This is a genomic window from Desulfosoma sp. (genome assembly GCF_052743555.1).
The window spans coordinates 1-25,980 of sequence record NZ_JBRAHS010000008.1; the positions used below are offsets into that span (position 1 = coordinate 1).

Annotated in this window: 22 protein-coding genes, 3 tRNA genes and 1 pseudogene; 16 read left to right on the forward strand and 10 right to left on the reverse strand. The window is 56.7% G+C overall.

What is annotated here, in order from left to right; genetic code table 11:
* Positions 1–460 precede the first annotated feature (460 nt).
* The 6 genes from resB (at position 461) to ACUVSA_RS06300 (ending at position 4,861) form a co-directional block, all read left to right on the forward strand.
* Positions 461–1,840 (forward strand): cytochrome c biogenesis protein ResB, encoded by a 1,380-nt coding sequence (gene resB / locus ACUVSA_RS06275; RefSeq protein ID WP_445894182.1) that lies wholly within the window; start codon positions 461–463, stop codon positions 1,838–1,840.
* Positions 1,837–2,685 carry a c-type cytochrome biogenesis protein CcsB gene (ccsB, locus tag ACUVSA_RS06280; protein WP_445894183.1) on the forward strand — a complete coding sequence of 283 codons (849 nt, stop codon included), beginning with the start codon at positions 1,837–1,839 and terminating at the stop codon, positions 2,683–2,685. The genes resB and ccsB overlap by 4 nt, the downstream gene beginning before the upstream one ends.
* 49 nt (positions 2,686–2,734) lie before the next feature.
* On the forward strand, positions 2,735–2,962 hold the full coding sequence (locus tag ACUVSA_RS06285; protein ID WP_445890513.1) for a Sec-independent protein translocase subunit TatA/TatB: 228 nt from the start codon (positions 2,735–2,737) through the stop codon (positions 2,960–2,962).
* A 1-nt stretch (position 2,963) separates the two neighbouring features.
* Entirely contained in the window at positions 2,964–3,341 is a 378-nt protein-coding gene (gene tatB, locus ACUVSA_RS06290; protein ID WP_445894184.1) for a Sec-independent protein translocase protein TatB, read from the forward strand.
* Positions 3,338–4,123 (forward strand): twin-arginine translocase subunit TatC, encoded by a 786-nt coding sequence (gene tatC / locus ACUVSA_RS06295; protein WP_445894185.1) that lies wholly within the window; start codon positions 3,338–3,340, stop codon positions 4,121–4,123. The genes tatB and tatC overlap by 4 nt, the downstream gene beginning before the upstream one ends.
* 72 nt (positions 4,124–4,195) lie before the next feature.
* On the forward strand, positions 4,196–4,861 hold the full coding sequence (locus tag ACUVSA_RS06300) for an XTP/dITP diphosphatase (protein ID WP_445894268.1): 666 nt from the start codon (positions 4,196–4,198) through the stop codon (positions 4,859–4,861).
* 472 nt (positions 4,862–5,333) lie between these two features.
* On the opposite strand, the gene ACUVSA_RS06305 is transcribed toward ACUVSA_RS06300, so the two are convergent.
* Complete coding sequence (locus tag ACUVSA_RS06305) at positions 5,334–5,801, reverse strand: iron-sulfur cluster assembly scaffold protein (RefSeq protein ID WP_445894186.1); 468 nt, start codon at positions 5,799–5,801, stop codon at positions 5,334–5,336.
* A 202-nt stretch (positions 5,802–6,003) separates the two neighbouring features.
* On the opposite strand from ACUVSA_RS06305, the gene ACUVSA_RS06310 reads away from it, so the two are divergent.
* The gene (locus ACUVSA_RS06310; RefSeq protein WP_445890508.1) at positions 6,004–7,179 is read left to right on the forward strand and encodes a 6-phosphofructokinase; all 1,176 of its coding nucleotides are present in this window, start codon (positions 6,004–6,006) and stop codon (positions 7,177–7,179) included.
* Between the two features lie 55 nt (positions 7,180–7,234).
* Here the strand turns inward: ACUVSA_RS06310 and ACUVSA_RS06315 are convergent, their stop codons facing one another.
* Complete coding sequence (locus ACUVSA_RS06315) at positions 7,235–7,867, reverse strand: hypothetical protein (protein WP_445894187.1); 633 nt, start codon at positions 7,865–7,867, stop codon at positions 7,235–7,237.
* Between the two features lie 113 nt (positions 7,868–7,980).
* On the reverse strand, positions 7,981–8,172 hold the full coding sequence (locus tag ACUVSA_RS06320) for a hypothetical protein (RefSeq protein WP_445894188.1): 192 nt from the start codon (positions 8,170–8,172) through the stop codon (positions 7,981–7,983).
* A 248-nt stretch (positions 8,173–8,420) separates the two neighbouring features.
* Here ACUVSA_RS06320 and ACUVSA_RS06325 point away from each other — a divergent pair.
* The 7 genes from ACUVSA_RS06325 to ACUVSA_RS06355 all read left to right on the forward strand — a co-directional run bounded on the left by ACUVSA_RS06325 (position 8,421) and on the right by ACUVSA_RS06355 (position 15,001).
* Positions 8,421–8,502, forward strand: a tRNA-Leu gene (locus tag ACUVSA_RS06325).
* A 226-nt stretch (positions 8,503–8,728) separates the two neighbouring features.
* Positions 8,729–10,033, forward strand: a complete 1,305-nt coding sequence (gene tig, locus ACUVSA_RS06330; protein WP_445894269.1) for a trigger factor — start codon at positions 8,729–8,731, stop codon at positions 10,031–10,033.
* Positions 10,034–10,049: 16 nt separating this feature from the next.
* Complete coding sequence (gene clpP / locus ACUVSA_RS06335) at positions 10,050–10,664, forward strand: ATP-dependent Clp endopeptidase proteolytic subunit ClpP (protein ID WP_445894189.1); 615 nt, start codon at positions 10,050–10,052, stop codon at positions 10,662–10,664.
* 343 nt (positions 10,665–11,007) lie between these two features.
* On the forward strand, positions 11,008–12,264 hold the full coding sequence (clpX, locus tag ACUVSA_RS06340; RefSeq protein WP_445894190.1) for an ATP-dependent Clp protease ATP-binding subunit ClpX: 1,257 nt from the start codon (positions 11,008–11,010) through the stop codon (positions 12,262–12,264).
* Between the two features lie 26 nt (positions 12,265–12,290).
* Complete coding sequence (gene lon, locus ACUVSA_RS06345; RefSeq protein WP_445894191.1) at positions 12,291–14,744, forward strand: endopeptidase La; 2,454 nt, start codon at positions 12,291–12,293, stop codon at positions 14,742–14,744.
* Positions 14,745–14,839: 95 nt separating this feature from the next.
* Positions 14,840–14,915, forward strand: a tRNA-Val gene (locus ACUVSA_RS06350).
* Between the two features lie 9 nt (positions 14,916–14,924).
* Positions 14,925–15,001: transfer RNA gene (locus ACUVSA_RS06355), tRNA-Asp, on the forward strand.
* A gap of 129 nt (positions 15,002–15,130) precedes the next feature.
* Here ACUVSA_RS06355 and ACUVSA_RS06360 read toward each other — a convergent pair.
* Both ACUVSA_RS06360 and ACUVSA_RS06365 read right to left on the reverse strand, forming a co-directional pair.
* Positions 15,131–16,510 carry a GDSL-type esterase/lipase family protein gene (locus ACUVSA_RS06360; RefSeq protein ID WP_445894192.1) on the reverse strand — a complete coding sequence of 460 codons (1,380 nt, stop codon included), beginning with the start codon at positions 16,508–16,510 and terminating at the stop codon, positions 15,131–15,133.
* A 26-nt stretch (positions 16,511–16,536) separates the two neighbouring features.
* A pseudogene (locus ACUVSA_RS06365) lies at positions 16,537–18,079 on the reverse strand (SDR family oxidoreductase).
* Between the two features lie 592 nt (positions 18,080–18,671).
* Between ACUVSA_RS06365 and ACUVSA_RS06370 the strand changes: the two are divergent.
* Positions 18,672–19,592 carry a DMT family transporter gene (locus tag ACUVSA_RS06370; protein WP_445894193.1) on the forward strand — a complete coding sequence of 307 codons (921 nt, stop codon included), beginning with the start codon at positions 18,672–18,674 and terminating at the stop codon, positions 19,590–19,592.
* 113 nt (positions 19,593–19,705) lie between these two features.
* On the opposite strand, the gene ACUVSA_RS06375 is transcribed toward ACUVSA_RS06370, so the two are convergent.
* From ACUVSA_RS06375 to ACUVSA_RS06395, 5 genes are read right to left on the reverse strand one after another with little or no spacing between them, the layout of a single operon-like run.
* Positions 19,706–20,854: an acyl-CoA dehydrogenase family protein gene (locus tag ACUVSA_RS06375; RefSeq protein ID WP_445890500.1), complete on the reverse strand. Its 1,149-nt coding sequence runs from the start codon at positions 20,852–20,854 to the stop codon at positions 19,706–19,708.
* Between the two features lie 16 nt (positions 20,855–20,870).
* Entirely contained in the window at positions 20,871–21,722 is an 852-nt protein-coding gene (locus ACUVSA_RS06380) for a 3-hydroxybutyryl-CoA dehydrogenase (protein WP_445894194.1), read from the reverse strand.
* A 17-nt stretch (positions 21,723–21,739) separates the two neighbouring features.
* On the reverse strand, positions 21,740–22,915 hold the full coding sequence (locus tag ACUVSA_RS06385; protein ID WP_445894195.1) for an acetyl-CoA C-acetyltransferase: 1,176 nt from the start codon (positions 22,913–22,915) through the stop codon (positions 21,740–21,742).
* A gap of 16 nt (positions 22,916–22,931) precedes the next feature.
* Complete coding sequence (locus ACUVSA_RS06390) at positions 22,932–23,288, reverse strand: DUF167 domain-containing protein (protein ID WP_445890497.1); 357 nt, start codon at positions 23,286–23,288, stop codon at positions 22,932–22,934.
* 20 nt (positions 23,289–23,308) lie between these two features.
* Entirely contained in the window at positions 23,309–23,983 is a 675-nt protein-coding gene (locus ACUVSA_RS06395) for a rhomboid family intramembrane serine protease (protein WP_445894196.1), read from the reverse strand.
* 271 nt (positions 23,984–24,254) lie between these two features.
* Here ACUVSA_RS06395 and ACUVSA_RS06400 point away from each other — a divergent pair, with 271 nt between their 5' ends.
* A complete protein-coding gene (locus ACUVSA_RS06400; protein WP_445894197.1) occupies positions 24,255–25,976 on the forward strand; it encodes a hydantoinase/oxoprolinase family protein in 1,722 nt (573 codons plus the stop codon).
* Positions 25,977–25,980 lie beyond the last annotated feature (4 nt).

Here is a 25,980-nt window from a genome sequence, read left to right on the forward strand (position 1 = left end):
GCGCGGTCCCTTTCTTCAAGGCCCAGCACGCTACTCACTATTTAGTTTTCAAAGAACCGCCGCCTGATCGCTGCAGGTAAAGTGTTCTTCTACCAGAGCCGACGGCCTGGGTCAAGCTTTTTTTGGCCCTCACCAACCGTCGACGCGCGGCGTCAACGGAAGGTGGACTATAGAGATCGTTTCTCCCATGTCAAGGGTTTTTTTTCGCCCATCTTTGAAAAGCCTGATCCTTCGCCTGACGCTTCCACTAAGCCCCTATAAAGTCAAGAGAGAAGGGGGTAGGGCTGAGGCATGCTTGACCGACCCAAGGCCTTTGCTATGCTTCCCCTGGTGTGCGCGTCCTTGTGGCTTGCCTTGACCTTGGGCGCGGGTTAAAAAGCAGTCTCCTTTGAGAGCACGTGCGCAAGCTCGGCATTTTCGTTTTCCAAAGGACGGTGACCATGAATGGAAGGTTTTTTTCATGAACGCAACGGCGGAGAGGTTTCGGCAACTGTGGCGTGTGCTGGGCAGTGTCCGCCTGGCTCTTTTCTTGTTTTTGATCCTTGCCGTGGGATGCCTCATAGGCACCCTGGTTCCTCAGGGCTTGAGCGACCGGGAGGTCATGGCGCGCTACGGCCCCGGGACGGCCCGTTGGCTTCTGGCTCTTCGCATGACAGACCTCTATCACTCCTTAGGGTTTCAAGCTCTTTTTGTGGCGCTCAGTGTGAACCTCATCGCCTGCACCCTTCAGCGGCTTCCCAAGACGCATGCGATTCTGCGGAATCGCGACGACTTTTTGGATCCAGCCAAACTCATCAAGTACAAACTACATCGCGTCATGGAGGTCCCGGCGGACTTCTCCAAGGTGCGCCCCACCGCTGAGACGGTGCTTCGTCGCGCCTTCGGCCACCTGCAACACCTGCACGCTCCGGCTGACGCCCTGGCGCTGGTGGCCGAAAAGGGCCGCTGGTCCCGATACATGGTTTACGTGATCCATGTGAGTGTGCTGTGGATTTTCTTGGGTGCTTTGATGGGGTCCCTGTACGGTTTTAAGGGCATCATGAATGTGGCGGAAGGCGAAACCACTCAGGAAATCTTTCTGCCCAGGCAACGCACGATGATCGCCCTGCCCTTTGCGGTTCGGTGCAATGATTTTGATGTGAGCTTCTACGAAAACGGCGTTCCCAAGGAATTTCGATCGAACGTGACCGTTCTGGAGGGCGACACGCCTGTTTTGAATGCCTCCGTTCGCGTCAATGATCCCATGAGCTATCGCGGCATCACTTTTTATCAGGCATCCTACGGCGCCCTGTTGAAGCGCGCGCGCGTGGCCTTTACCAAGCCCGACGAAGGGGAACGGTTTGAACTGGACCTGCCCTTCGGGGAGGCTCTACCTTTCGGCGCCACGGACCGCAAAGTGCAGCTGGTGGACTTTACCGCAGACTTCAGAGGTCTTGGGCCGGCTGTGGCCATCGCCACGTGGAAGGAAGGTGAACAGCCTTCAGGCACGTGGATTCTCATGAATCATCCCGATTTTCATGGCAATCGACTGCTGGGCTATCACGTGACGGTGCTGGCATCGGAACGCGGCTACTACACGGGATTCCAGGTGAAACGGGATCCCGGCGTCCCGGTGGTTCTTTCGGGATTTGTAGCTTTGCTGATTGGCCTTCTGTGTACCTTTTACGTCTCCCACAGGAAACTGTACCTGTGGGCGCACCGTGACAATCCAGGCACCCAGCTGGTCATCGCCGCCCGGACCAACAAGAAAAGCCTTGCCTTTGAACGGGAATTCCAACATATTTGTGACCGCCTGGCGGACACGCTGCATCGCCGCACCAAAGGACATACCGCGCCATGAACAGTTCCATTCTTCTCGGGATCACCACCTTTGCCTATCTACTGACCACAAGCATCTACCTGGCCGGGGTCACCTTTCAGAAACCCAAGCTCCTGGCATGGGCCACACGCTCCGGAGTCCTGAGCCTGCTTGTTCAAACGACAGGCATTGGGCTTCGATGGAAGGAATCCTACGATCTGGGTTTCGGCCATGCCCCCCTGTCCAACCTCTATGAATCGCTGGTGTTCGGCTCATGGATTCTGGTGCTCATCTACGTGGTGTTTGAAAGAAAAATCGGGCACCGTGCCCTGGGATTCGTGCCGGCGGGCATCGCCTTTTTGGCCATGGCCTACGCTTCTTTTTCTCCCGACGTTGTTTCCAAGATTCAGCCGCTCGTGCCAGCCCTCAAGAGCAACTGGCTCATCGCGCATGTAATCACCTGCTTTATGGGCTACGCCGCCTTCGCCATCTCTTTCGGCTTCAGCCTGGCCTACTTGTGGCGCCGTCGACAGGGAGAGTGCGCTTTGGTTGTGCTTTCCGCCGGCTTGATTCCCGAGGCCCGGGAATTGGATGAATTCAACTATCAAATGGTCCTTTTCGGTTTCTTTTGGCTTTCCATCGGCATCATCACAGGATCCGTGTGGGCCAATTCGGCATGGGGATCCTACTGGAGCTGGGACCCCAAGGAAACCTGGTCTCTGATCACGTGGCTCATCTATGCGGCCGTATTGCATGCGAGAGCGGTGCGCGGTTGGAGAGGGCCGAGGGTGGCTTGGTTGTCCGTGGTGGGGTTCTGTTCCGTTTTGTTCACGTATTTTGGTGTGAATTTTCTCCTCAGCGGGCTGCACAGTTACGCGGCGAAATAGAAGGGCGCTTTGCCCTCACCCAAGCTTTGCGGCAAAAAAGGGGAGATCCATGGTCTTCGGGCTAGGCCCAGCCGAACTGCTCGTGGTTTTAGTCATCGTGATTTTCATCTTCGGTGGGAAACGCCTCGCCCAGGTGGGCAAAGCCCTCGGCGAGAGCGTCACCCAGTTCAAAGAAGGTTTTCGGACGGGAAAACCCGATGTGCTAGACGCCCAATATCAGCAACTTCCGGACCACGAGGGCCCGCCGCCGAAATCATCGGATCACAAGGGGGTGTGAGATGTTCGGGTTGGGGTTTCAGGAAGTCCTGCTCATCCTTCTGATCGCGCTCATCGTGGTGGGGCCCGGAAAACTTCCGGACCTCGCCCGAGCTCTGGGCCGGGGGTTGGCGGAATTTCGAAAGGCCACCAGCGACCTCAAAAGCACCTTTGAGCAGGACAGCACGGTGCAAGAGTTGAAAAAGGAGTTCCGCACAGCTCAGAGCCAGATCATGCTCGAGAACGTGCAAACGTCCATCAAGTCGGATGCCTTCAAGGTCGGCGCATCCACGGAAGAACCTTCTTCCATCGCCTCGTCGGTGAGCGTGTCGGCGGCGGCCGACGGTATCCAAGAGGATGCTTCCAAAGAAGAACCTTCCGGAAATCGGAAAGCCTCATGAGCCAGCCCGCCGACAAAATGCCGTTCACTGAACATCTGGAGGAGCTGCGACGACGCCTCATTATTTGCCTCGTGGCCGTAGGTGTCGGGTTTGTCATAGCGTACTTTTTCAAGGAAAAAATCTTTGCATGGCTGATGCACCCTCTGCTTCAAGCCCTTCCCAAAGACGGGTATCAAAAGCTCATCTACACTGCGCCCCATGAAGCCTTCATGACCTACCTCAAAGTGTCTTTTCTCGGAGGGGTTGCCTTGGCGGTTCCGGTTATTCTCTACCAGTTTTGGCGCTTTGTGGCTCCAGGCCTCTACGAGCATGAGCGCCGGTACCTCTACCCCATCATCATTCTTTCCACCATCTTCTTTCTCGGCGGCGCCGCTTTCGGCTACCTCGTGGTTTTTCCCTACGGGTTTCAGTTCTTTACTTCCTTTGCTACGGAATTCATCGCTCCCATGATCAGCACCAAGGAGTTTTTCTCCTTAGCCACGCGTCTTCTCATCGCCTTCGGGCTCATCTTTGAACTGCCATTGGTCACGTTTTTTTTTGCAAAATTAGGCCTGGTGAACGCAAGCTTTCTTCAAAAGCACAGGAAGTACGCCATACTCCTCATCTTTATCGTCGCAGCGATCCTGACGCCTCCCGATGTCTTCACGCAGATCCTTATGGCCATCCCCCTGTTGATCCTTTATGAAATGAGCGTGTGGATCGCTCATTTTTTTGGCAAGAAAGAACAGACCGAAGACCAGGATGCCATAGACACAACCGCATCTCCCGCCTCATCAGGCTAAACATCCGCTGATAGCATAGCGCGAAGGCCTTAAAAGGCATGAGCTGCCCGCAAAGGAGGCACGGACGGAATGATGGAACCCATCACTTTGGTCATTGCAACGCGAAATCGCGCCAAGTCCTCAGAGATTCGAGCTCTTCTGCACGGTTTTCCTGTGGAAGTCAAAGACGTGGCCGACTTCGGACCCATTCCCGAACCTCGAGAGGACGGTCAAACCTTTGAGGAAAATGCCTACAAGAAAGCCCTTTTTACGGCCCGCGTTCTGGGCCTTCCGGCTCTGGCCGACGATTCCGGCCTGGAAGTGGAAGCTCTGGGGGGTGCGCCCGGCGTGCATTCGGCCCGTTACGCCGGCTGTCAGGCCACGGATGAGGACAACAACCGCAAACTCCTTCAAGCCATGAAAGGCCAAACCCATCGTAGGGCACGGTTTGTGTGCGTTCTTTCACTGGCCGTGCCCATGGGCCCGGCCCTGACCTACGAAGCCACGTGCGAAGGGGAAATCACCACGGAACCTCGAGGACGTTTCGGTTTCGGGTATGATCCCGTATTCTATTATCCGCCAGCGGGAAAAACCTTTGCGGAAATGACGCCGGAAGAAAAGGCGGCGGTCAGTCATCGCGGCCGAGCTCTGCGGGAATTACGGGACGAATTCCACAAAGTGCTCGTGTGGCTTCGCCAAAGATTGGCGGAAGAAAAGAAGTTTCTTTCCGAAGGCATCTGCATGCATGAGCCCACTTAGCCAGCCGTCGGCCATGTCCTGGGAAGCATTTAAAGCGCTCGTGCGTGAACGAGCACAACACTGGCGTGTTTTCGGACTTCCTGGACGCTGGCAGGTGCTTCAAGAGCTGAAGGAGCTTCAAAGGCTTCAGGAAGCGCTGGGCGCGGATGCTCGGCCCGCATCGGATCGTTTTCCCATCCTTTACCTGGAAACCCTTGACGATGGTTGGGGACACGGCTTGGATGTCATCGAAGCAGCGGCTCGAGCCGTCGGAGTCCGCACCGTGCGTCTGGGTTTATTGTGTTCCGCCGAACATATTTTGGACGCCTGTCGCCGCCGGCCGCCGGATGTGTTGGGTCTGACGATTCTTCACGCCGAAATCGAACCCATCGTGAGCGCCGTCGTCCAGGGGCTTACTTCCGGCGTGACCGTTCTTGCGGAAGGGCCCGTCTTTGGGATCCCGACTTTGCGCCACGCACCGGCCTACAGGCCGTCATTCAAGATGTGGGCGACTTTCTTCAGTGGCTTGCACCACGACTTCCATAGATTTTTTTCCAAGGTCCCGCCTTTTTCGCTGCACATCGGCAATGCTCAAGTAAAACGCTCCCACGGCCAACTCCGCACAGTGATGTTCATGCTTTGGAAGCGACTCCAGATACTCGATGACCTGTTCCGGAGTCAGCTCCCACGCTTCATCCACAGATTTTCCTTCCACCAATTCACAGACGGCATTGGCGCAAGCGACGGTGTTCAGGCATCCTTGCACCTGAAAGGACACGCGCCGAATAATCCCGTCTGCATCGGTGAGCAGGAAAAACTCCACTGTATCTCCGCAGGCTCCCGTCTTTTTTCCGTGACCGTCGGCATGCGTGAGGGTTTCCATGCGATCCGTTCGCATGGCCATTTCCAAAAACCTTATGGAGTGGTCCTGCCAAAAATCATGGCCTTCCTTCTTTTCCATCGTCTTGCCACCTCCACCGACACCCAGACAAATTTTGAGACGACGAACCCGCCGCGCCCAGCCCTCTTCCTAGCAGACGCCAAGCCATTCGTAAAGGGATCCCTTTGCACCTGTAGAAGCATAGGATACAGTAAATGGTCGTCGATCCATGGATCGAAGGCCTGGAGTGTGGATTGTCATTCCTTGTCAAGGAGGCAGGACAATGGGCGGTGAGTTGCGACCGATCAAGACCGTGGGCATTCTTACGGGTGGAGGCGATGTCCCCGGTCTTAACCCCTGCATCAAGATTCTGGTGTACCGATGCGTCGAGGAAGGCTTTCGCGTCCTCGGCATTCGCCGAGGCTGGGCGGGGCTTCTCGACTACAATCCTGACGATTCGGAGACCTTTTCTCAGTGCTTTCAGTGGCTGGAAAAGAACACGGTTCGCACCATCGACCGCACGGGCGGCACGTATCTTCACACCTCTCGAACCAACCCCGCCGCCGTGCGCCTTAAGGAAGCCCCACCCTTTTTGGCTGGTCAGTTCAGTGCCGAAGGGGAAAAAAAGGACTTCACAGCCCATGTGCTCAACAACTTGGATCAGCTCGGCGTGGACTGTCTGGTGGCCATCGGCGGGGATGACACCCTGAGCTATGCGGTGCGATTGCATCAGGAAGGTTTTCGCGTGCTGGCGATTCCCAAAACCATGGATAACGATGTTTTCGGTACCGATTACTGTATCGGTTTTTCCACGGCGGTAACCCGCAGTGTTAATTTTATTCACGCCTTAAGAACGTCCACGGGCTCTCATGAGCGCATCGGCGTCATCGAACTTTTCGGCCGTCATTGCGGGGAAACATCTCTGGTGAGCGCCTATCTAGCGGGAACGGATCGGGCCATCATCAGCGAAGTGCCCTTTGATCCCGAACGATTATCCACGCTGATCATGGAAGACAAGAAGAACAATCCAAGCAATTACGCCATGTTGACCATCAGTGAAGGTGCTCGCATGCTGAGCGGCACGATTCTGGAGCGCGGTGAAGCGGACGCGTACGGACACAAAAAGCTGGGCGGCATCGGACTGGTCACCGGTGAGATTTTAAAGAAACTGACCGGGCAGGACATCATTTATCAGCAGCTATCTTACCTCATGCGCAGTGGTGCCCCAGACTCCTTGGATCTCATGGTGGCGGTGAACTTTGCCAACATGGCCGTGGATTTGGCCTTAAGGAAAAATTTCGGCCGCATGGTGGCGCTGAGCAAGGGCATTTATACGGACATGCCGGTGAGCATCGTCGTATCAGGCCAAAAGCGCGTGGATGTGCATGAACTCTACGATGTGGAAAACTACCGTCCCAAGGTGCGCCACGTCATGGGCAAACCCATGTTTTTGTACTGATCCCAGGGGACGGTGCTTTGGGCCGCTTCAAGGCGTGCGGAGCGGCCCCGTCTTTTCAAGACCCATCGCGATTTCGGGCAGTGACCACCAGACCCTCTTCGAAATACAGGGCCTTGATCACTCCTTCCAGGTCCTTGGTCGAGACATTCTTTGTCACCTTGAGCTTTTCCAACGCTTTTTGCAGGAACCGAACGCCTTTGGCCACGTTCGGCCCACTGAGGCATCCTCGGACAGAATAATAACCCCAAATCCTAAAGGGCAGCGCGTAGCCCGGCTGCTCGGACAACTCCAGAAATTCAAACACTTCGCCATAAGGCGAACGAAAAGGGCCCGTAGGAACCTCAATGGGCAAGGGCACCTCTTCGGCAATCACTTCCAGGCCGTGCCGTTTCCGCAGGTATGTCCTCAGGCCCCACACTTCCTCTTCCGTCAGGTAGCGCAAGACCTCTTCCAGGGCCTGGCGCTGTGTGATTTGATCGAGTTTGTCGTAACCCGCCACCAGGTTTTCCACGGCCGTCAACGGCTCCGCTCTGTCTAGCCGGTACCAGTGGACGCGAACCCCGTAATAGGTCACATCCTCCTTTTCCATTTCCGCAATGGAATAAGCGCGATACAGCCTCAGGGGCTGCAAGGCTCCGCCCACAGCTGCGGATTTTCCCCCGGGAAGGACATGAAACCGCCTTCTCATGTCACACCTCCAGCGGCCCGAAAGACCTTCCCCGCTCCACCCCCCTTGCCAACGGCCTGAGACGCCGCCAAAACGGCATCCTTCATGGTTTGGTTTCTATGTCGCCACGAACGTCATTTTCTTACGGAAAAGAAGGAATCGGATTTGCAATCCCCTGTCTGTTCCTTAACCGTGCATTCGCTGCAAAATTCCCCATACTCGGGGCGGCTTTGCCTCTTGATGATGTCCTGCCCCGTGGGGTACCGACTGCAATTGGAACACCAGTGCCATGTCTGACTATCCTCTTTGCGACGATACACGACCATGAACGCCACCTCCTTGTGCCGACACACCGTTGCTAACCATTTTCGCACTGAGACACCCGCCATGAACCTGGGTCGAAGGGTCGACTTAAAAACATATTACCTAATTTACCGCGTCATGAACACCGGGATATGCACTTTTTGGCAAGCGCTTCGTCGGCACAGGAGAATCGCTAACCTATTGATTCCTTTTCCCTTGACACTGTGCCCGCGGAACGATTAGAAGATCATGTGCTTCGCCGCAAAATTTCGCGAGAGTGGCGGAATTGGCAAACGCACTGGACTTAGGATCCAGCGCCCTCGGGCTTGGGGGTTCGACTCCCCCCTCTCGCACCCGAGCCGCTCCACGTCTCCGGTCCGTCAGGAACGTGGCACAGTCTGCCAGGGTCGTGTGATTGATGAGACAACGAAGTTAGTCCCCCAGGGTTTCTAACTTCGTTTCGTTTTTGGGCGAAAGCCCATGGCATCGGGATGGAACGCCGCCAAAAATTTGTCCGGTCCCCTTGGGGAAAGGGGCCATAAAAGCTCAAGCGAACACAAGGAAGGTTTGACCGTGGAAATGAAAGTTACCGTGACCGACCTGGGGCCGACCCAGAAAAAGCTGCTCGTTGTCGTGGAACCCCGTGCTGTGAAAAAGGAGTTGGACAAGCGCTACCGGCAGCTCAGCCAGCAAGTGCGCCTGAAAGGATTTCGCCCCGGCAAGGTCCCTCGAAAGATACTGGAATCCTATTATGGCAAAACGGTTCATGGGGAAGTTTCCAACCATATCGTTCAAGAGACGTATCCGGACGCTTTGAAGCAAGCGGAGCTCAAGCCCATGATGGAAGGCGACGTGGAGGACTATCGGTTTGAGCCCGATGGGTCCTTTGCCTATTCCGCCATCGTGGAGGTGCGGCCGGTCTTTGAAGTCAAGGACTATTTGGGCTTGGAAGTGGAAGTACCGCCTACGGAAGAGATTGGTGACGAAAAGGTGGAAGAAGAGCTGCGAGCCCTTCAGGAACGGCATGCTGAAGTGCGCTCTGTTCCGAGCGACCGGCCCGCCCAGTGGGGAGACTATGTCATTGTGGATGTGGTGCCGTCCATGGACGGGACCGTGTTTGTAAAAGGCGTGCAAAAGGATTTTTATCTCGAATTGGGAACGCACAGGATTCATCCGGACTTTGACGCCCGGCTTGTGGGGCGTTGCGCCGGTGAGACGGTGGATTTTTCGCTGGATTTTTCCGAAGATGCCGAGGTTCGGGATTTTGCGGGAAGAACGGTCCGCTTTGAACTGACGGTTAAAGACATCAAGGAAAAGATTCTGCCCGAACTGAACGAGGCCTTTGCCCAAAAAGTGGGCGGCTACGCCACCGTGGACGCCCTCAAGGAGGCCTTGAAGGAGAGACTGGTGCGAGCTGCCGAGCAGGCCACGAAGCAGAGGATTCGGGCCGCCATCGTGGACCAATTGTTGAACAAGACCAGCTTTGAGATTCCCGAGAAGGTGGTGGAGCGGGAAGTGGAGCGCCGCATTCAGCATTTTGTCCATCAAATGACCGCTCAGGGACTCAAGATTGATCCCAGCCGATTTTACACCCCGGAAATTCGAGCGGAACAACGTCCGGCAGCCGAAAGAGCCATTCGATGGCGTCTGATTGTGGAACAAATCAGCGCTCAGGAAAACCTGGAACTGAGTGAGACCGAGAAAGATGCCGTCTACACGGAAGTGGCGCGACTGTACCGAACGACTCCGGAGCGGGTAAAGGCGGAATATGAGGACAGTGCCATTGTGACGGAAATGCTTCATCAAAAGCTGGAAGAAAAGGTATTCAAACTCTTGGAAGACCACGCCGTGGCCAAGGCGGCTTCAGCCGAAACGGCCAGTTGAGGTGGGAGGTATTGTCATGTCTTTGATTCCCATTGTGATTGAGCAGAGCGGCCGTGGAGAGAGGGCCTTTGACATTTACTCGCGCCTCCTCAGGGACCGCATTATCTTTCTGGGGACGGCCATTACCGATGAAGTGGCCAATGTGATCATCGCGCAGATGCTTTTCCTGGAATCGGAAGACCCAGACAAAGACATTCACTTCTATATCAATTCCCCCGGCGGATTGGTCACGGCCGGTTTGGCCATCTACGACACCATGCAGTACATTAAGCCCAATGTGTCCACTGTGTGCATGGGACAGGCGGCCAGCATGGCGGCCGTCCTTTTGGCCGCCGGAGTGAAGGGCAAGCGCTACGCCCTGCCCCACGCCCGCATCATGCTCCATCAGCCCATGGGCGGTTTTCAGGGCCAGGCCACGGACGTGGACATTCAAGCCCGAGAAATCCTGCGGTTGCGCGAAGAATTGAACAAGATTCTCATGCACCACACGGGAAGGCCCTTGGAGCAGATTGAAAAGGATACGGATCGGGATTTCTACATGTCAGGATTTCAGGCAAAGGACTACGGTTTGGTGGATGAGGTAATCGTGCGGCGCATGGAAGGGTCCGCGGACGTCCCTCGATCCACCTAAAGCCGGCGATTCTGGTGTCGGCCGCGCCCGCATGAGTGCTCGCGCAGGGGGGGCATGCGCGCACGGCCAACCCCATTTGGAAATTCCAACACCCCTATCCTTTCCTTTAAATCCAACGTTTCACCGCCCATCCCCGCATCGCCGGTAGCTCTTCTTGGCTCACATTTTGCTTTATTTGGTTGCACGGGCGAAGAGCCGTTGATAGGATGCCGAACAGGCGTTATCATAAAGTGACAATCCAGCAGATGGGGCTGGCGATCTTAAAGGAAGTGCTGTTAGGGTCAGGGAGCGCTCGGCAATGGGACAGCGCATGAACCCCTGGCATAAGTGGAGGAGGTCATCCATGGCTAAGAAGCGTGATGAGAGAACGGGAGAGCTGCGCTGCTCTTTTTGCGGAAAGAGCCAAAACGAGGTCAAGAAATTGATCGCCGGTCCGACCGTTTACATTTGTGATGAATGTGTGGAACTGTGCAACGACATCATCGCTGAAGAATATGAGCGGGATGAAGTGAATCGAACGAACCACATTCCGAAGCCCGCGGAGATCAAGGCGGCTCTTGACCAGTATGTCATTGGGCAGGAGCAGGCCAAGAAGATTCTTTCGGTGGCGGTGCACAATCATTACAAGCGCATTGAACTGCGCCCGGACAAAAAAGACGATGTGGAACTGCAAAAGAGCAACATCCTCATGATCGGCCCCACAGGGTCAGGCAAGACCCTCTTAGCCCAGACTCTGGCCAAGATCCTCAACGTGCCCTTCACCATCGCCGACGCCACCACGCTGACGGAAGCCGGGTATGTGGGCGAGGACGTGGAAAACATTCTGGTAAGCCTCATTCAGGCGGCGGACTACGACATTGAAAGGGCATCGCGAGGGATCGTCTACATTGACGAAATCGACAAGATCGCCAGAAAGTCCGACAGTCCCTCGATCACTCGCGATGTGTCGGGCGAAGGTGTGCAGCAGGCTTTGCTTAAGATCCTGGAAGGCACCGTGGCCAATGTGCCTCCCAAAGGCGGCCGCAAACACCCGCAGCAGGAATTCATCAAGATTGACACCACTGACATCTTGTTCATCTGCGGAGGCGCCTTCAACCACCTTGAAGGGATCATCAAGTCTAGAACAGGCGTCAAGGGTCTGGGTTTTGCCGCCGATATCAAGAGCAAGGATGAAAGGAGCATTGGGGAAACTTTGTGCCAGGTGCAGCCGGAGGATCTGATCAAGTTCGGCCTGATTCCGGAATTTGTGGGGCGGCTTCCGGTCATTGCCACGCTGGGCGAACTGACTGAGGAGGAACTCATTCAGATCCTCACGGAACCCCGCAACGCCCTGGTGAAGCAGTATCGAAAACTGTTCGAACTGGAAAACGTGAAGCTGCGTTTCACGGAAGGGGCGCTGCGAGCCATTGCCAAGGAAGCGCTTCGCCGAAAGTCGGGCGCCCGAGGTCTGCGATCCATCATGGAAAACATCATGCTCGACGTGATGTATGACCTGCCATCGCAGACAGATGTGGAGGAGTGCGTGGTGAACGAAGAGGTCGTGACCAACAACGATCGTCCCATCTTGCTTTACCACAGTCAGAGCCGCGAGTCGGCTTAGAGAGAGTTTAGGAAAAGCGGTTGCCTATGTTAGAAAGAATTCGCAAGAAAGACCATCCTCTGACCCTAAGCTGTTCGGTCGTCATGCCCCTGCTTCCCTTGCGGGACATCGTGGTCTACCCCGCCATGGTGGTGCCTCTTTTTGTGGGCCGAGACAAGTCAGTCAACGCCTTGGAAAAGGCGATGCACACCGACAAAAAGATCTTTCTCGCCGCCCAGAAAAACGCCAAGACGGACAACCCAGGCCCCGGCGACATTTACCGCATCGGAACGGTCGCCACCATTTTACAGCTGTTGCGCTTGCCCGACGGCACGGTCAAGGTCTTGGTGGAAGGCGAGCATCGGTGTCGTATCGCCGAGTTTTTGTCCCAGCCCGACGCCTTTTATGTCAAGGCGGAATCGTTGGACGAAACTTTTCAGGCGGATCCTACGGAAGTGGAGGCCTTGCGGCGCGGTGTGCGCACGTCCTTTGCGGCGTATGCCAAGCACAATAAGAAGATCACCCAGGAAATCCTCGACGCGGTCAACGACATCGACGAACCGTCTCGGCTGGCCGACACGGTGGCAGCTTATATGCCGTTCAAGATCGAGGTGAAGCAAAAGCTCTTGGAGATCTTGGATCCTGTGCGGCGGCTGGAAAAGCTCTTTGGTTACATTCGGGCGGAAATCGAGATCATCAAGACGGAGGAACGCATTAAGGGCCGGGTCAAGAAGCAGATGGAAAAGACCCAGCGGGAGTACTATCTTAACGAGCAGATGCGGGCCATCCAGAAGGAAATGGGAGAAAAGGACGATTTCAAGTCCGAATTGGAGGAACTGGAAAAGCGCATCAAGAAAAAACGGCTCAGCAAGGAAGCGGCGGCCAAAGTGCGCCATGAGTTTAAGAAACTCAAACTCATGTCCCCCATGAGTGCCGAAGCCACCGTGGTGCGCAATTACATTGATTGGATTCTCTCTTTGCCTTGGTGTGAAAAAACCCAGGACAAGCTGGACATCGACCAAGCGGCCGCGGTGTTGGACGAAGATCATTACGGCCTGGAAAAGCCCAAACAGCGCATCCTGGAGTATCTGGCCGTGCAGTCCTTGGTGAAAAAGATCAAGGGCCCCATTTTGTGCTTCGTGGGACCTCCCGGAGTCGGCAAGACGTCGCTGGCGCGTTCCATTGCTCGCGCCATGAACCGCAACTTCGTGCGGTTGTCTCTGGGAGGCGTGCGGGATGAGGCGGAAATTCGAGGACATCGGCGCACGTACATCGGCGCCATGCCGGGCAAGATCATTCAAAGCCTGCGCAAGGTCAAGAGCAACAACCCGGTGTTTTGTCTCGACGAAATCGACAAGATGACCATGGATTTTCGTGGCGATCCCGCGGCGGCGCTTCTGGAAGTGTTGGATCCGGAACAGAATTTCGCCTTCAACGACCATTACCTGGATCTGGATTTTGACTTGTCCTCGGTGTTTTTCATCACCACCGCCAACACGCTGCACTCCATTCCTTTGCCTTTGCAGGACCGCATGGAAATCATTCGGCTGCCGGGCTATACGGAAATCGAAAAGCTGCAGATCGCCAAGGGCTTCTTGGTGCCAAAACAATGTGAGGCCAACGGCATTACGCAGGAAAACGTGGTTTTTCCCGATGAAATCCTTTTGCGCATCATTCGTCACTACACCAAGGAGGCGGGCGTGCGCAACCTGGAAAGGGAAATCGCCTCCATTTGCCGCAAGGTGGCCAAGGAAGTGGTGCGAAGCGGCCCTGAGACCCGGGTGGTGCTGACGGAAGAAATCCTGCAGGAATACTTGGGCGTGCCCAAGTTCCGGTATGGTCGAGCGGAAGAGCGCGATGAGGTAGGTTTGGCCGTCGGTTTGGCCTGGACGGAATTCGGCGGAGACCTTTTGGGTATTGAGACGGTGATCATGCCGGGCAAGGGCAAGATCATCATCACGGGAAAACTTGGCGATGTCATGCAGGAATCCGCGCAGGCCGCCTTCAGTTACGTGCGCTCTCGAGCGGAACGTTTGGGCATTGCGAAGGATTTTTATGAAAACACGGACCTGCACGTCCACGTGCCGGAAGGAGCGATTCCCAAAGACGGCCCCTCGGCAGGTATCACCATGGCCACGTCGATGGTGTCAGCCTTGACCAGGATCCCGGTGCGCAGTGACGTGGCCATGACCGGCGAGATTACGCTTCGCGGCCGCGTGTTGCCCATCGGGGGGCTGAAGGAAAAGATTCTTGCGGCCCACCGAGGTCTCATCAAGACGGTGCTCATTCCTGAGGAAAACGCCAAGGATCTTCGTGACATTCCGGGCAAGATCCTTGAAGAGGTCAACGTGGAGCTAGTGGGGCACATGGATGACGTGCTTCGAAAAGCGCTGGTCCTGGATGATCCGGAGCGGCTTTTCAAGGACACGCCGTCCCCTGCGGAACCCGTTTTCTTTGGTGCCGAGCCGGTGCCGTGCCCGGACGACATTCACGCCCACTGAAGCTTTCCAAAAAGGGCTTGACACGGCTGGGGCACTTCGACTAGTAAAAGGCCTCACGCAAGGGCAAGGCCGACATGATCCCGACGGAATTTCGGGGGCGGATAGCTCAGGTGGGAGAGCATCGGCCTTACAAGCCGGGGGTCGCAGGTTCGAGCCCTGTTCCGCCCACCACACAAACAAGGGGACGTAGTTAAGACGGTTATAACGCCGGCCTGTCACGCCGGAGGCCGCCGGTTCAAGTCCGGTCGTCCCCGCCAGGAAACAAAGAGGGCTTTACCGTAGGGTGAGAGCCCTCTTTTTTTTTCAAGTGCGCCGTTCCCTTTCTCCGTCTCCACGCGTTTGCTCTCCTCTTATTCCATCGATGCGTGGGTTGTCGAGTCCTCGACTCATGGGTGAAAGAGATTGAGGATAACCCGGCGAATCTCGTTTTGGGACCAGACGGCGGCGCCGCGCCGTGAAGGATTCCGTAAAGCTTCCAAAAGGCTCAGGGCCCGTTGACGGTCTTCATCGCTCACCTGTTGAGCCGTCCGTGAGGCGCAAGAATCCTCTACATCACCGGAAATGCCCAGCAGAGGCGCGATGGTTTCCAGCATGCCGGCCAAAGGTCGGCCCCGCACTCGGCCGTCGCCGTCCACGTCCACGAAGGGATCCCGAGCGGCGATGTCGTTCAGCGTGGATTCGCTAAGCTGGGAGACATTCCTCCCGTAACGGCTTTGCAGGGTCGAGAGAAACTCGTTGGCCGCCAGGGCGTGGCCGATGTTGGACGGGTGCACACCATCCAGGCTAAAGAGACCGCCCAAATAGCGCCGCGCGATGGGCGTTCCCGCGTAAACGGGAGGATTCTGAGCATATTCCCTAAATTTCTTTGAAATCTTCACCACCGGAAACCCAAATTCTTGGGCCACTTTGTGGATGACGGCGTTCAATGCCTCGGTGCGTTCCTGAACTATGGCCGTTTCCGCCGCATCCAGCACGTAGTCCGAATTTTGAAAAATACTCGGATTCGCAAAACCTAGCAGGATCATAAAAAGGGCCGCCACAGTGGTTCGAGAGCCTTCGTCGAGATATTGCCCAGGCCCCAGAAATCGCTCCAGGTCTTCGTTGTCCAATAGAAAGGCGATGTCGGTCACATCGGGAAGATCAGCCAACACCACATGGCGTGCACTCTGACTGAGGCGGGATACCAGTTCCCGATAGTTAGCCTCAAAGTCTTGCGGTAAGGTCATAAGGGCGGCGAGCCGGGTCGCATTCAACTGGTCGTAGGCAAGCACGGCGGAGAGCACATCGTTGTTTCCGATCCAACACAGAACGGTTTCAGGCTGGAGGGCTTCCACGATTTCGATCTGGCTGCCGGTTCTCGGAAAAAGCACCAGTTCCGTCTCGCTGGTGATGGCTTGAGGCGACGTGGCCAGGGCCCGGTCATGAAGCACCGACCAGGAGTCGGCGCCGGAAACGGCCAGATTACTGGACTTCGTGTAGGGAAACAGTCGATGCCGCACGGAGGTGTCCCCCACGACGCCCAGAGGACCGCTGACAATGTAGGGCAAGGTGAGGTTCAGCCTGGCCTGTCGAGCCACCCACATCCCGTAACTGTAGGGTTGAGTGCGCAGATTGGCATCCCCGGACTGCACCCCTTCTCCAAGGCTGTCTCCCACAATGACCAAGGAAGGTCCGGCCCAGGAAATCCCTAGAGACCCAGGCGCGGCTACCGCCCATGCCAGCAGCCATAGCATGAGAACGAAACGAGATGCTTTTGTCTTCATCATGGGATTCTCCTTTTGGTGTGCAACCGTCAGGCTGCCAAATGACAGGCGTGCGGCATGCGTGCGTCAAAAGGTTCCGGCCCGGCCGAAGGAACCGTTCCAAGCGCTGCAGCAAGGCCTTGCAAAAAGCCGCGAAAGATGCGCTTGTGTAATGGACGCAACAGAGCCCAGTAGGCCATGCCGGTAAGGCCTCGAGGATGAAACCGTGCGATGACTTGCACTTCCGTGTGATGGCGGTCGGAAGGTGCCAGGCGAAAATCCAGGACGGCCTCGCCGGGCATCTTCATTTCCGCCAGAAGCAAAAGCCGTCGTTCGGGAAGGATTTCCAGCACTCTCCAGTAGTCGACCGTATCGCCCACGTACAGTCGATACGGCTCGCGCCTTCCTCGCATGTGGCCGAAACCTCCGACCCACCGGTCGATCCAGCCGCGCGCCCGCCACAGCCAATCCCCAAAAAACCACCCTTGGGCACCGCCGATCTGCTCCACCAATGCCCACACCTGAGACGCGGCTACGGGAAGAACCATCCTGTAGGCACACTCCATGACCGTCCCCCCCCGCGTAGGGGGCATCCCCACATTGGATCCACTCCGGAGGTGTAGTCCAGCCCGCGTCCGCCCAGCATGTTTCCACCTGAGCCTGCCGAATCTTTTGAAGAGCTTCTCGAATGGCTTCTCGGCAACTGAGCAGTTTTTGAGGAATCCATTGGCGAATACGAAAATCTTCGCACACCACCGCGTTGCGCAGCCCCTCCGCCAGGGGCCTGGCCAAGGCCATGGGCACCGGTGTGACCAGGTTGAGCCAATACGAACTTAGGCGAGGTGTCAGCACAGGCAGCGGAAGAATCCATCGGCGGGGCAGACCCGCTTCTTCCGCATAGATGCGCATTAGATCCTCATAGGTCAAAACGTCTGGACCCCCGATATCCAGGGTTTGTCCCAGCACATGAGGCGATTCCAAGCATCCTTGGAGGTAGTGCAGGACGTTGCTGATGGCGATGGGCTGGCACGGTGTGCGCACCCAGCGCGGCGTGATCATAATCGGGAGTCGATCCACCAAGTATCGTAGGATTTCAAAAGAAGCACTTCCGGATCCGAGAATCATGGCGGCCCGCAAAAACGTCGTGGGCGTGGGACCGGATCGCAGAATCTGGGCCACTTCCAACCGAGAACGCAAATGCTTGCTAAGATCCGGTGTCTCTCGACCCAGGCCGCCGAGGTAGATGAGGCGTTCCATGCGCGCCTTGCCTGCGGCGATCACCATGTTTTCGGCCGCGATGCGGTCGGCGTGGGCAAAATCCTCTTTTCCAGGCGCCATGGAATGCACCAGGTAGTAGGCCGCTCGGCAACCGTGAGCAGCACGCACCAGGGAATCCCGATCCATGACGTCGGCTCGAAAGACTTCAAGGTTTGGATGCCGGCCCCAGGGACGACACCGCACCTTGGATACGGATCGTGCGGTGACGCGCACCTTATAACCCGCGGCCAGCAGCCGTGGAGTGAGTCGCCCGCCCACATAGCCCGTGGCTCCTGTGATCAAAACAGGTCTTGTGAACCGCTCCTCCTCGTGCATGGTCACCTTCCATTCGTGCAAAGGGAAAAATCGCCGCGGGAATCCATGCTGCGGCCCTTCTTTTGAACTGAAGGTTGGTTAGAAGTTCGTCCCAAAAGGCCTTCCGTAGGCGTTCGCGCAGGGCAAGTCACAACGGAGGGGCCGCTTCCTTGCGGTCCCCACATTTCCGGACGCGCAGGAGCGCGTCCCTCCGATCCCGTGGGTTCGTCCCCGATGTGCTATGAAGAAACTGGCTTCTGCCGGTCCGCCCGTTTCCGGACGACCTGGAGGCCGCCCCACCCCCTCTGGGGCCCGATTCTGGAGGAGCGGCACACGCCGCGACACGGAGCGGTGCGGGTCCCATGGGCATCCGGGTCCATCTGGAGATCGCGACTTGCGGCCCTCCTACAGAATAGCACGCAAACGACCCTGAAAACCCCTTTCCGGACGAACACCCTGGCACTTGTCGGTGGTATCTCTTTCATATTCATTTTGGCGGAGGCCGCGCAAGAAAAATCGTTCTCTAGCTTGACTCGTTCAAAGGCTCTCGGCTATTGTCACTGATTCTGTAACGGCGACGATCCTCAAAACTCCCATTCCACAGGGTTTGCTCATGCACACGCAGACGCTCAAAGCCGACCTGCTCCTTTTGACCACGGCCATTTTGTGGGGCATCGCTTTCGTGGCCCAACGCAAAGGCATGGAAGCGATTGGGCCCATGGCCTTTAACGGCATTCGATTCGCCTTGGGAAGCCTCTCCCTGGTCCCTCTCATCGCTGTCATGGACCGGCGCACAAACAGTCCCGCCCTCTTGCCGCACACCGATACCCGATGGCGCGCTGCATGGCGATCCGGGCTTCCTTTGGGCATGGTGCTCTTCGGCGGCGCCACCCTGCAGCAGGTGGGGATTGTGTTCACCACCGCCGGCAAGGCCGGGTTTATCACCGGATTGTACGTGGTCATGGTTCCCCTCTTCGGCTTGATCTGGAAACAGCGACCCTCTTTGGGCACGTGGGTGGGAGCGTTTCTTGCCGCCGTGGGGCTCTACTTCTTGAGTATCACTCGGGATTTTACCATGGCCTTCGGCGACGCTTTGGTCCTTGCAGGAGCCCTTTTTTGGACCGCCCATGTGCTGCTTCTGGGCTGGATGTCGCCCCGGTGCGATTCTGTCAAGCTGGCCTGTTGTCAATTTGCCGTATGTTCGGTCTTGAGTCTTCTGTGCACGGCGGTTTTTGAACCCCTCTCATGGTCGTCGGTTTGTGGTGCCGCAGTGCCCATCCTCTATGGAGGGCTCGTTTCCGTTGGGATTGCCTACACACTACAGGTGGTAGCCCAAAGGGATGCGCATCCGGCCCATGCGTCCATTCTCTTGAGCATGGAATCACCTGTGGCGGCTCTCGCCGGATGGGTGATTCTCGGTGAGCGTCTCTCCTTAAGAGCGCTTGCGGGCTGGGCTCTCATGCTTGCCGGAATGATTCTATCCCAACTTGCCGAAGTTTTTCGAGCGGCTTCGCGCCCCGCCAAGGTTTCTTGATCTGCTTTCGCGGCCGATCGGTCAGCATCAACTGGCGGCACGCAGGCTTGACCAGGCCGAGGGCGCCGCCTCGCGGGCCCTCGGTCGAAGTCCGGGCGCGTCACAAAAGAGATTTACTTGAGAAGTTCCCGGGCAATGATCAGGCGTTGGATTTCACTGGTTCCTTCGTAGATGCTTGTCACACGAACATCCCGGTAATAGCGCTCCACGGGAAAATCCTGCGTGTAGCCGTAGCCGCCCAGAATCTGAATGGCGTCATAACACGCCTTGTTGGCGGCTTCTGTGGCGTAAAGCTTTCCCATGGACGCTTGTTTGGAGTAGGGGCGCTTGTTTTCCTTCAAGTAAGCCGCTCGAAGGAGCAAGAGCCGCGCCGCTTCCAGCCTGGTGTAGTTATCCGCAATCATCCACTGAATCGCTTGGTGTTTGGCAATGGGCACGCCGAACTGAATGCGTTCTTTGGCGTAGTTGGTAGCAAAGTCTATGGCGGCCAACCCGATGCCAAGAGCCATGGATCCGATGCCGATGCGGCCGCCAGCCAGCTCGGACACCGCGATGCGAAATCCATCGTTGACTTTACCCAGCACAGCGCTTTCCGGCACGCGGCAGTCCTCAAAGAGCAGTTCATTGGTGGATGAGCCGTGCTGGCCCAGTTTCTTTTCATCCTTGCCGATGGTAAAGCCCGGCGTTCCCGGCTCCACCAAAAAGCACGTAATCCCCTTGCCCTTGGGCGCCTCTTTATCGGTCACCGCCCACACCACAAAGACACCAGCATATTCAGCGCTGGTGATCCAGAGCTTGGTGCCGTTGATCACCCAATGGTTTCCGTCCTTGACCGCGCTGGTTCGAATGCCCGCAGGATCGGAACCTGCCCCGGGTTCCGACAGAGCAAAGCTTCCGGCAACATATTCCCCGCTGCACAGCGGGGGAATGTAACGCCGCTTTTGTTGTTCGGTGCCCATGGCCTGGATGACCTCGGCCACCATGTTGGTCACGGATGTGGTCACCGTGGTGGCGGCGCAGGCCCGTCCCAGTTCCGTCATGGCCAGGGAAAAAGCGATCACCCCGGCGCCGGTACCTCCATATTCCGGGTCCACGTTCAGGCCCATGAAACCCAGTTCGGCCAGTTTCTTAAGGTTCTTCTTAAGAATGTCCCGGTTCTTGGTGCGATCCAGTTCCGCCGCCATAGGTTCCAGCTCGTTTTTGGCAAACTTGGCCGCGGTGTCCTGGATGATTTTCTGCTCCTCGGTCAGCTCAAAATCCATCGCGGACGCCTCCCTCTCAGCTGTATTCGTAAAATCCTCGACCCGTCTTACGGCCCAGCCATCCGGCCTCCACGTACTTGCGCAGCAACGGGCACGGCCTGTACTTGGAATCGCAAAATCCCTGGTAAAGGGTTTCCATGATGGCCAGGCAGGTGTCCAACCCAATGAGGTCAGCCAGGGCCAGGGGCCCCATGGGGTGATTCATGCCAAGCTTCATGACCGTGTCGATGTCTTCACGCGTGCCCACGCCGTGGTAGAGGCAGTAAACGGCTTCATTGATCATGGGCATGAGGATGCGGTTGGCGATAAAGCCCGGATAATCCTGGGCCAACACGGGCGTTTTGCCCATTTTTTCGGAAAGTTGCCAGGTGAGCTGAAAGGTCTCATCGGACGTGGCGATGCCGCGAATGATTTCCACCAGTTTCATGACAGGCACCGGATTCATGAAGTGCATGCCGATGACCTTTTCCGGCCTCTTGGTTTTTCCAGCAATGCGCCCGATGGGAATGGACGAGGTGTTGGTGGCCAACACGGCATGAGGTGGGCAAATATTGTCCAGATCCTGAAAGATCTTGAACTTGATCTGTTCGTTTTCCGTCGCCGCTTCCACCACAAAATCGGCGACGACCATGTCCGTGAGGTTCACGCTTGTGCGAATGCGCCCCAACACAGCATCCATCTCTTCCTGGCTCATCTTGCCCTTGTCCACACTTCGCGCCAGGTTTTTTTTGATGGTGTTGAAGCCTCTTTGGACGAATTCTTCCTGGATATCGTTCATGACCACGACAAGCCCGCTCATGGCCGCCACCTGCGCAATGCCGTTGCCCATCTGGCCGGCGCCGATTACGCCAAAGGTTCTCACTTCCATGGTGTGCCTCCTCTTCGCTATCGCTTGACCACAAGCGCTACCGCTTCACCGCCGCCAAGGCACAGAGAAGCCAGGCCTGTTTTCTTATCCTGTCGCATCATTTCATGAATCAAGGTGACCAGCACGCGCGCCCCGCTGGCTCCAATGGGATGCCCCAGGGAAACGCTTCCGCCGTTCACGTTCACTTTGGCCGAATCCAACTGCAATTCCCGCAACACGGCCACGGTGGAACCGCTGAACGCCTCGTTGATTTCGTACAGATCCACATCCTGCAAGCCGATGCCTTCCTTTTTGAGGCATTTGGGAATTGCCCAAATGGGGGCCACCAGAACGTATTTCATGTCGATTCCGGCAGAAGCCTGCGCCCCGATAGCGGCCAAAATGCGGCAGCCAAGGGCTTGAGCCTTCTCCCTGGCCATCACGACCACCGCCGCGGCCCCATCGGAAATGACCGACGCATTGCCCGCCGTGGTCACACCACCCTCTTTGAACGCCGGCTTCATCTTGGATAGCACTTCATAGGAGGTCTCTCGAGGACACTCATCCTTGGAAAAAAGCACGGGATCGCCTTTGCGTTGCGGAATAGGCACCGGCACGATTTCCTCCTGGAATTTTCCCTCAGCCATGGCATGCAACGCCCGCCGATAGGATTCCAGGGCATATTTGTCTTGGTCTTCACGGCTCACGCCGTAGCGTTCACTGCATAGTTCATTGGAAATCCCCATGTGGAAATCATTGACGATGTCCCACAAGCCGTCGTGGATCATGTGGTCTTTAAGCTGCCCATGGCCCATGCGGTAGCCCATCCGAGCCTTGTCCAGAAAATACGGCGCCATGCTCATGTTTTCCATGCCGCCGGCCACCACCACGTCGGCATCCCCCGTCTGCACGGCTTGGGCGGCCAGCATCACGGCCTTCAAGCCGGAGCCGCAGACTTTGTTCACCGTGAGACACTCCACTTCCCACGGCATGCCCGCTTTAACGGCCGCCTGCTTGGCCGGATTCTGTCCATAGCCGCAAGGCAGCACTTGCCCCATAATGACCTCGTTGACATCTTCCTTGGCGATGCCCGCACGTCGCACGGCTTCTTCAATGACCAGGGCCCCTAGAGCCGTGGCGCCAATGGTGGCCAATGAGCCGTTAAAGCTTCCCAGCGGCGTTCTCACCGCACTGACAATGACCGCTTCCCGCATGACCTGGTCCTCCTTTTCAGCTTCCGTTGGATGTTGGCAAATGCCGCTCTTCGCCATCACCGAGCGATTGAAAAACCGCCATGAGCCGCTCGGCCGTGGTTCCTCGAATCAAGATCACCTTTTTTCGGCTTTTGTCCCCGTACAGCACACGGACACGGTTTTTGGCCGTTCCCGCCAGGTGCGCCAAGAACCGCATACATTCCCTATTAGCCGCCCCTTCCACGGGCGGCGCACAGAGTCGGATCTTGAGCGCTCCCTGCTCGACTCCCATCACCTCCGTTCGGCGTGCGTTGGGAAGCACGTGCACGGACACTGTGACACCTTCAGGGTGAGGGCGCACAAAAGAGGAAAAATGCTTCAGGCCCGATTCCATGGCTTCTCACTTCGCCCCAATCATCGGCGTCCTCGAAACACTCTCAAAAGCACCATGCCGGCCAGAAATCCACCGATATGCGCCCACCAGGCCACACCACCCACCTGAGTTCCGCCACCCATGAGCGCAAAGGTGCCGCTGAAAAATTGCATCACAAACCACAGCCCCAAAAAAACATAGGCCGGCAAGTCGATAATGGAAAAATAAAAGAAGATGGGCACCAAGGTGAGCACTCTCGCTCGAGGATATAGCAGAAAATAGGCGCCCATCACCCCGGCGATGGCGCCGCTAGCGCCGATGGTGGGAACGCGCGAGGCAGGATTGGTCACGATGTGCAGAACAGATGCCGCAAAACCGCAGAGCAGGTAAAAAGCGAGAAAGCGGCCCCGTCCCAGAGCGCTTTCCACGTTGTCTCCAAAGATGTGCAACACCCACATGTTGCCGATGAAATGTATCCAGCCGCCGTGCAAAAACATGGTGGTGACGAAGGGGATGGCCTGTTCCAGCACACTGAAGCGCGAGGCCACCTCCGAATGCGTGTACCTTATGGGCACAATGCCGTATTGGTAAACCCACAGGCGCAGCCCGGGTCCCAGCGCCAGCTCATAAAAAAAAGCTAAGACACAGAGGCCGATGATGCCGTAGGTTACCGCCGGAAACTCCCTGGAAGGATTGGCATCGCGCAAAGGAATCATCGATTCGGCGCCCTTCTTCTCCAAAAGGCCTCGTGCATGCCTCTGAAAGAATGCACACTATCCTCTTTTGATTTTGTTGTAAAGCAATGCTTGTTTGCTGTTTCGAAAGTGGAAACGGTTCATTGACACGCAGAGCCATTTTGGCTAGCATTCTTAAGATTTGCAACGCTTTGTTCACCGGGCGCGGCGAGAACCTTTTCAATGCCATTGGCGACTCTCAAGGGCGGTTTCATGCGACATCGGCAAATCCAGAGAGACTTCGAGGTTGGTCATGATCATAGGATTGGATGTTGGCGGCACGCACACCGACGTGGTCTTGTTGGGCGAGCAGGGCATCGAATGTCAGGCCAAGGTTCCCACGACCCATGACGACCTGCTTGTTTGTGTCTGGAAGGGGTTGGAAGCGGTCACCTTAGGGGTCGCCCCCCATGAGGTGGAACGCATCGTTTTGAGCACCACGCTCACCACCAACGCCATCGCCGAGGAAAAGCTGCCGCCGGTGGGCATGATCGTGGTCGGCGGGCCCGGCCTGGATCCCGAATGCTTCCGCACCAACGAACATTATTATGTGGTCTCGGGCTCCATCGATCATCGAGGTCGTGAAATTCAGCCCATTGAACCCATGGAGATTGAAGCCATTGCGTCGCGGTTGCGCAAAGAGGGCGTGCGTCACGTGGGAGTGGTGGGCAAGTTTTCCGTGCGCAACCCCAAGCATGAAACCCAGATTCAGCAGCTCCTGGGGGATCATTTTGAATATGTCGTCCTGGGACACCGCCTTTCAGGCAACCTGAATTTTCCACGCCGCATCGCCACAGCCTACCTCAACGCAGCGGTCTATTCCATTCACAAGAAATTTTTTGACGCCGTGCGCCGATCCTTGAAAAGAAACGGCCTGCCCATTCCCATTCACATTCTCAAGGCGGACGGCGGCACCATGAGCTTTGATGCCTCCTTGGACCTTCCGGGACAAACCATTCTCTCGGGTCCGGCGGCCAGCGTTATGGGATCCCTGCCTTATACTTCGGAACATCTAGACACCCTGGTTCTGGACATTGGCGGCACCACCACGGATATGGCCGTCATGGTGGGCAGGGTCCCTCTTTTGGCCGCCCAGGGCGCGGAAGTCGGCCGATTTCGCACCCTCATTCGCGCCTTGAAAACCGCATCCCTGGCCCTGGGAGGCGACAGCGCCGTGCGGCTCAAAAACGGCCAGCTGCAATTGGGACCGGATCGAGAGGGGCCGGCCATGGCTTTTGGCGGCCCCACACCGACGCCCACGGATGCCATCATCGCCTTGGGTGAAAATCTCAACGGAAACCGCGCCGCCGCCGAGCGCGGTATGGCCCAGGTGGGCCAGGCTTTAGGGTTGTCCATGCGGGAAGCCGCGCAGCACGTCTTTGACATGGCATGCCAAGGCATCATGCAAGCCGCCGAGGACATGGTGCAGGCCATCAACGCAAAACCCGTCTATACTGTGCATGAACTCCTGGAAGGCTATCAGGTGCGGCCTAAAGAAATCCTCGTGCTGGGAGGCCCGGCCCCCTATTTTGCCAAAAGGTTGCAGGAAATTTCGAGCTATACAGTGCGTGTGGTGCCGCAGTGGAACGTAGCCAATGCCGTCGGAGCGGCCCTGGCCCGCACCACCTGCGAACTCACCCTGTTCGTGGACACGGAACGAGGCATCGCCACGGCACCCGAAGAAGCTTTTCATCAGCCGGTCAAACGCGATTTCACCATGGACAAGGCCGTTTCCCTGGCCTTGGAACTGCTGACGGAAAAAGCCGTTCGCGAAGGCGCCTTCCGTACCGATCTGGAAACGGAGGTCTTGGAAAAGCTCCAGTTCAATATGGTTCGAGGCTTCTGCACCACGGGTAAGTACTATCGCGTGAGGGTTCAGGTCAAACCTGGTCTCATCAGCCAATACCGTTCCATTATCTATAAAATTCAAAACAGCCATGCCGCTGCACCCAGTTGCACCGCCGGGTCCGCCTAAGGAG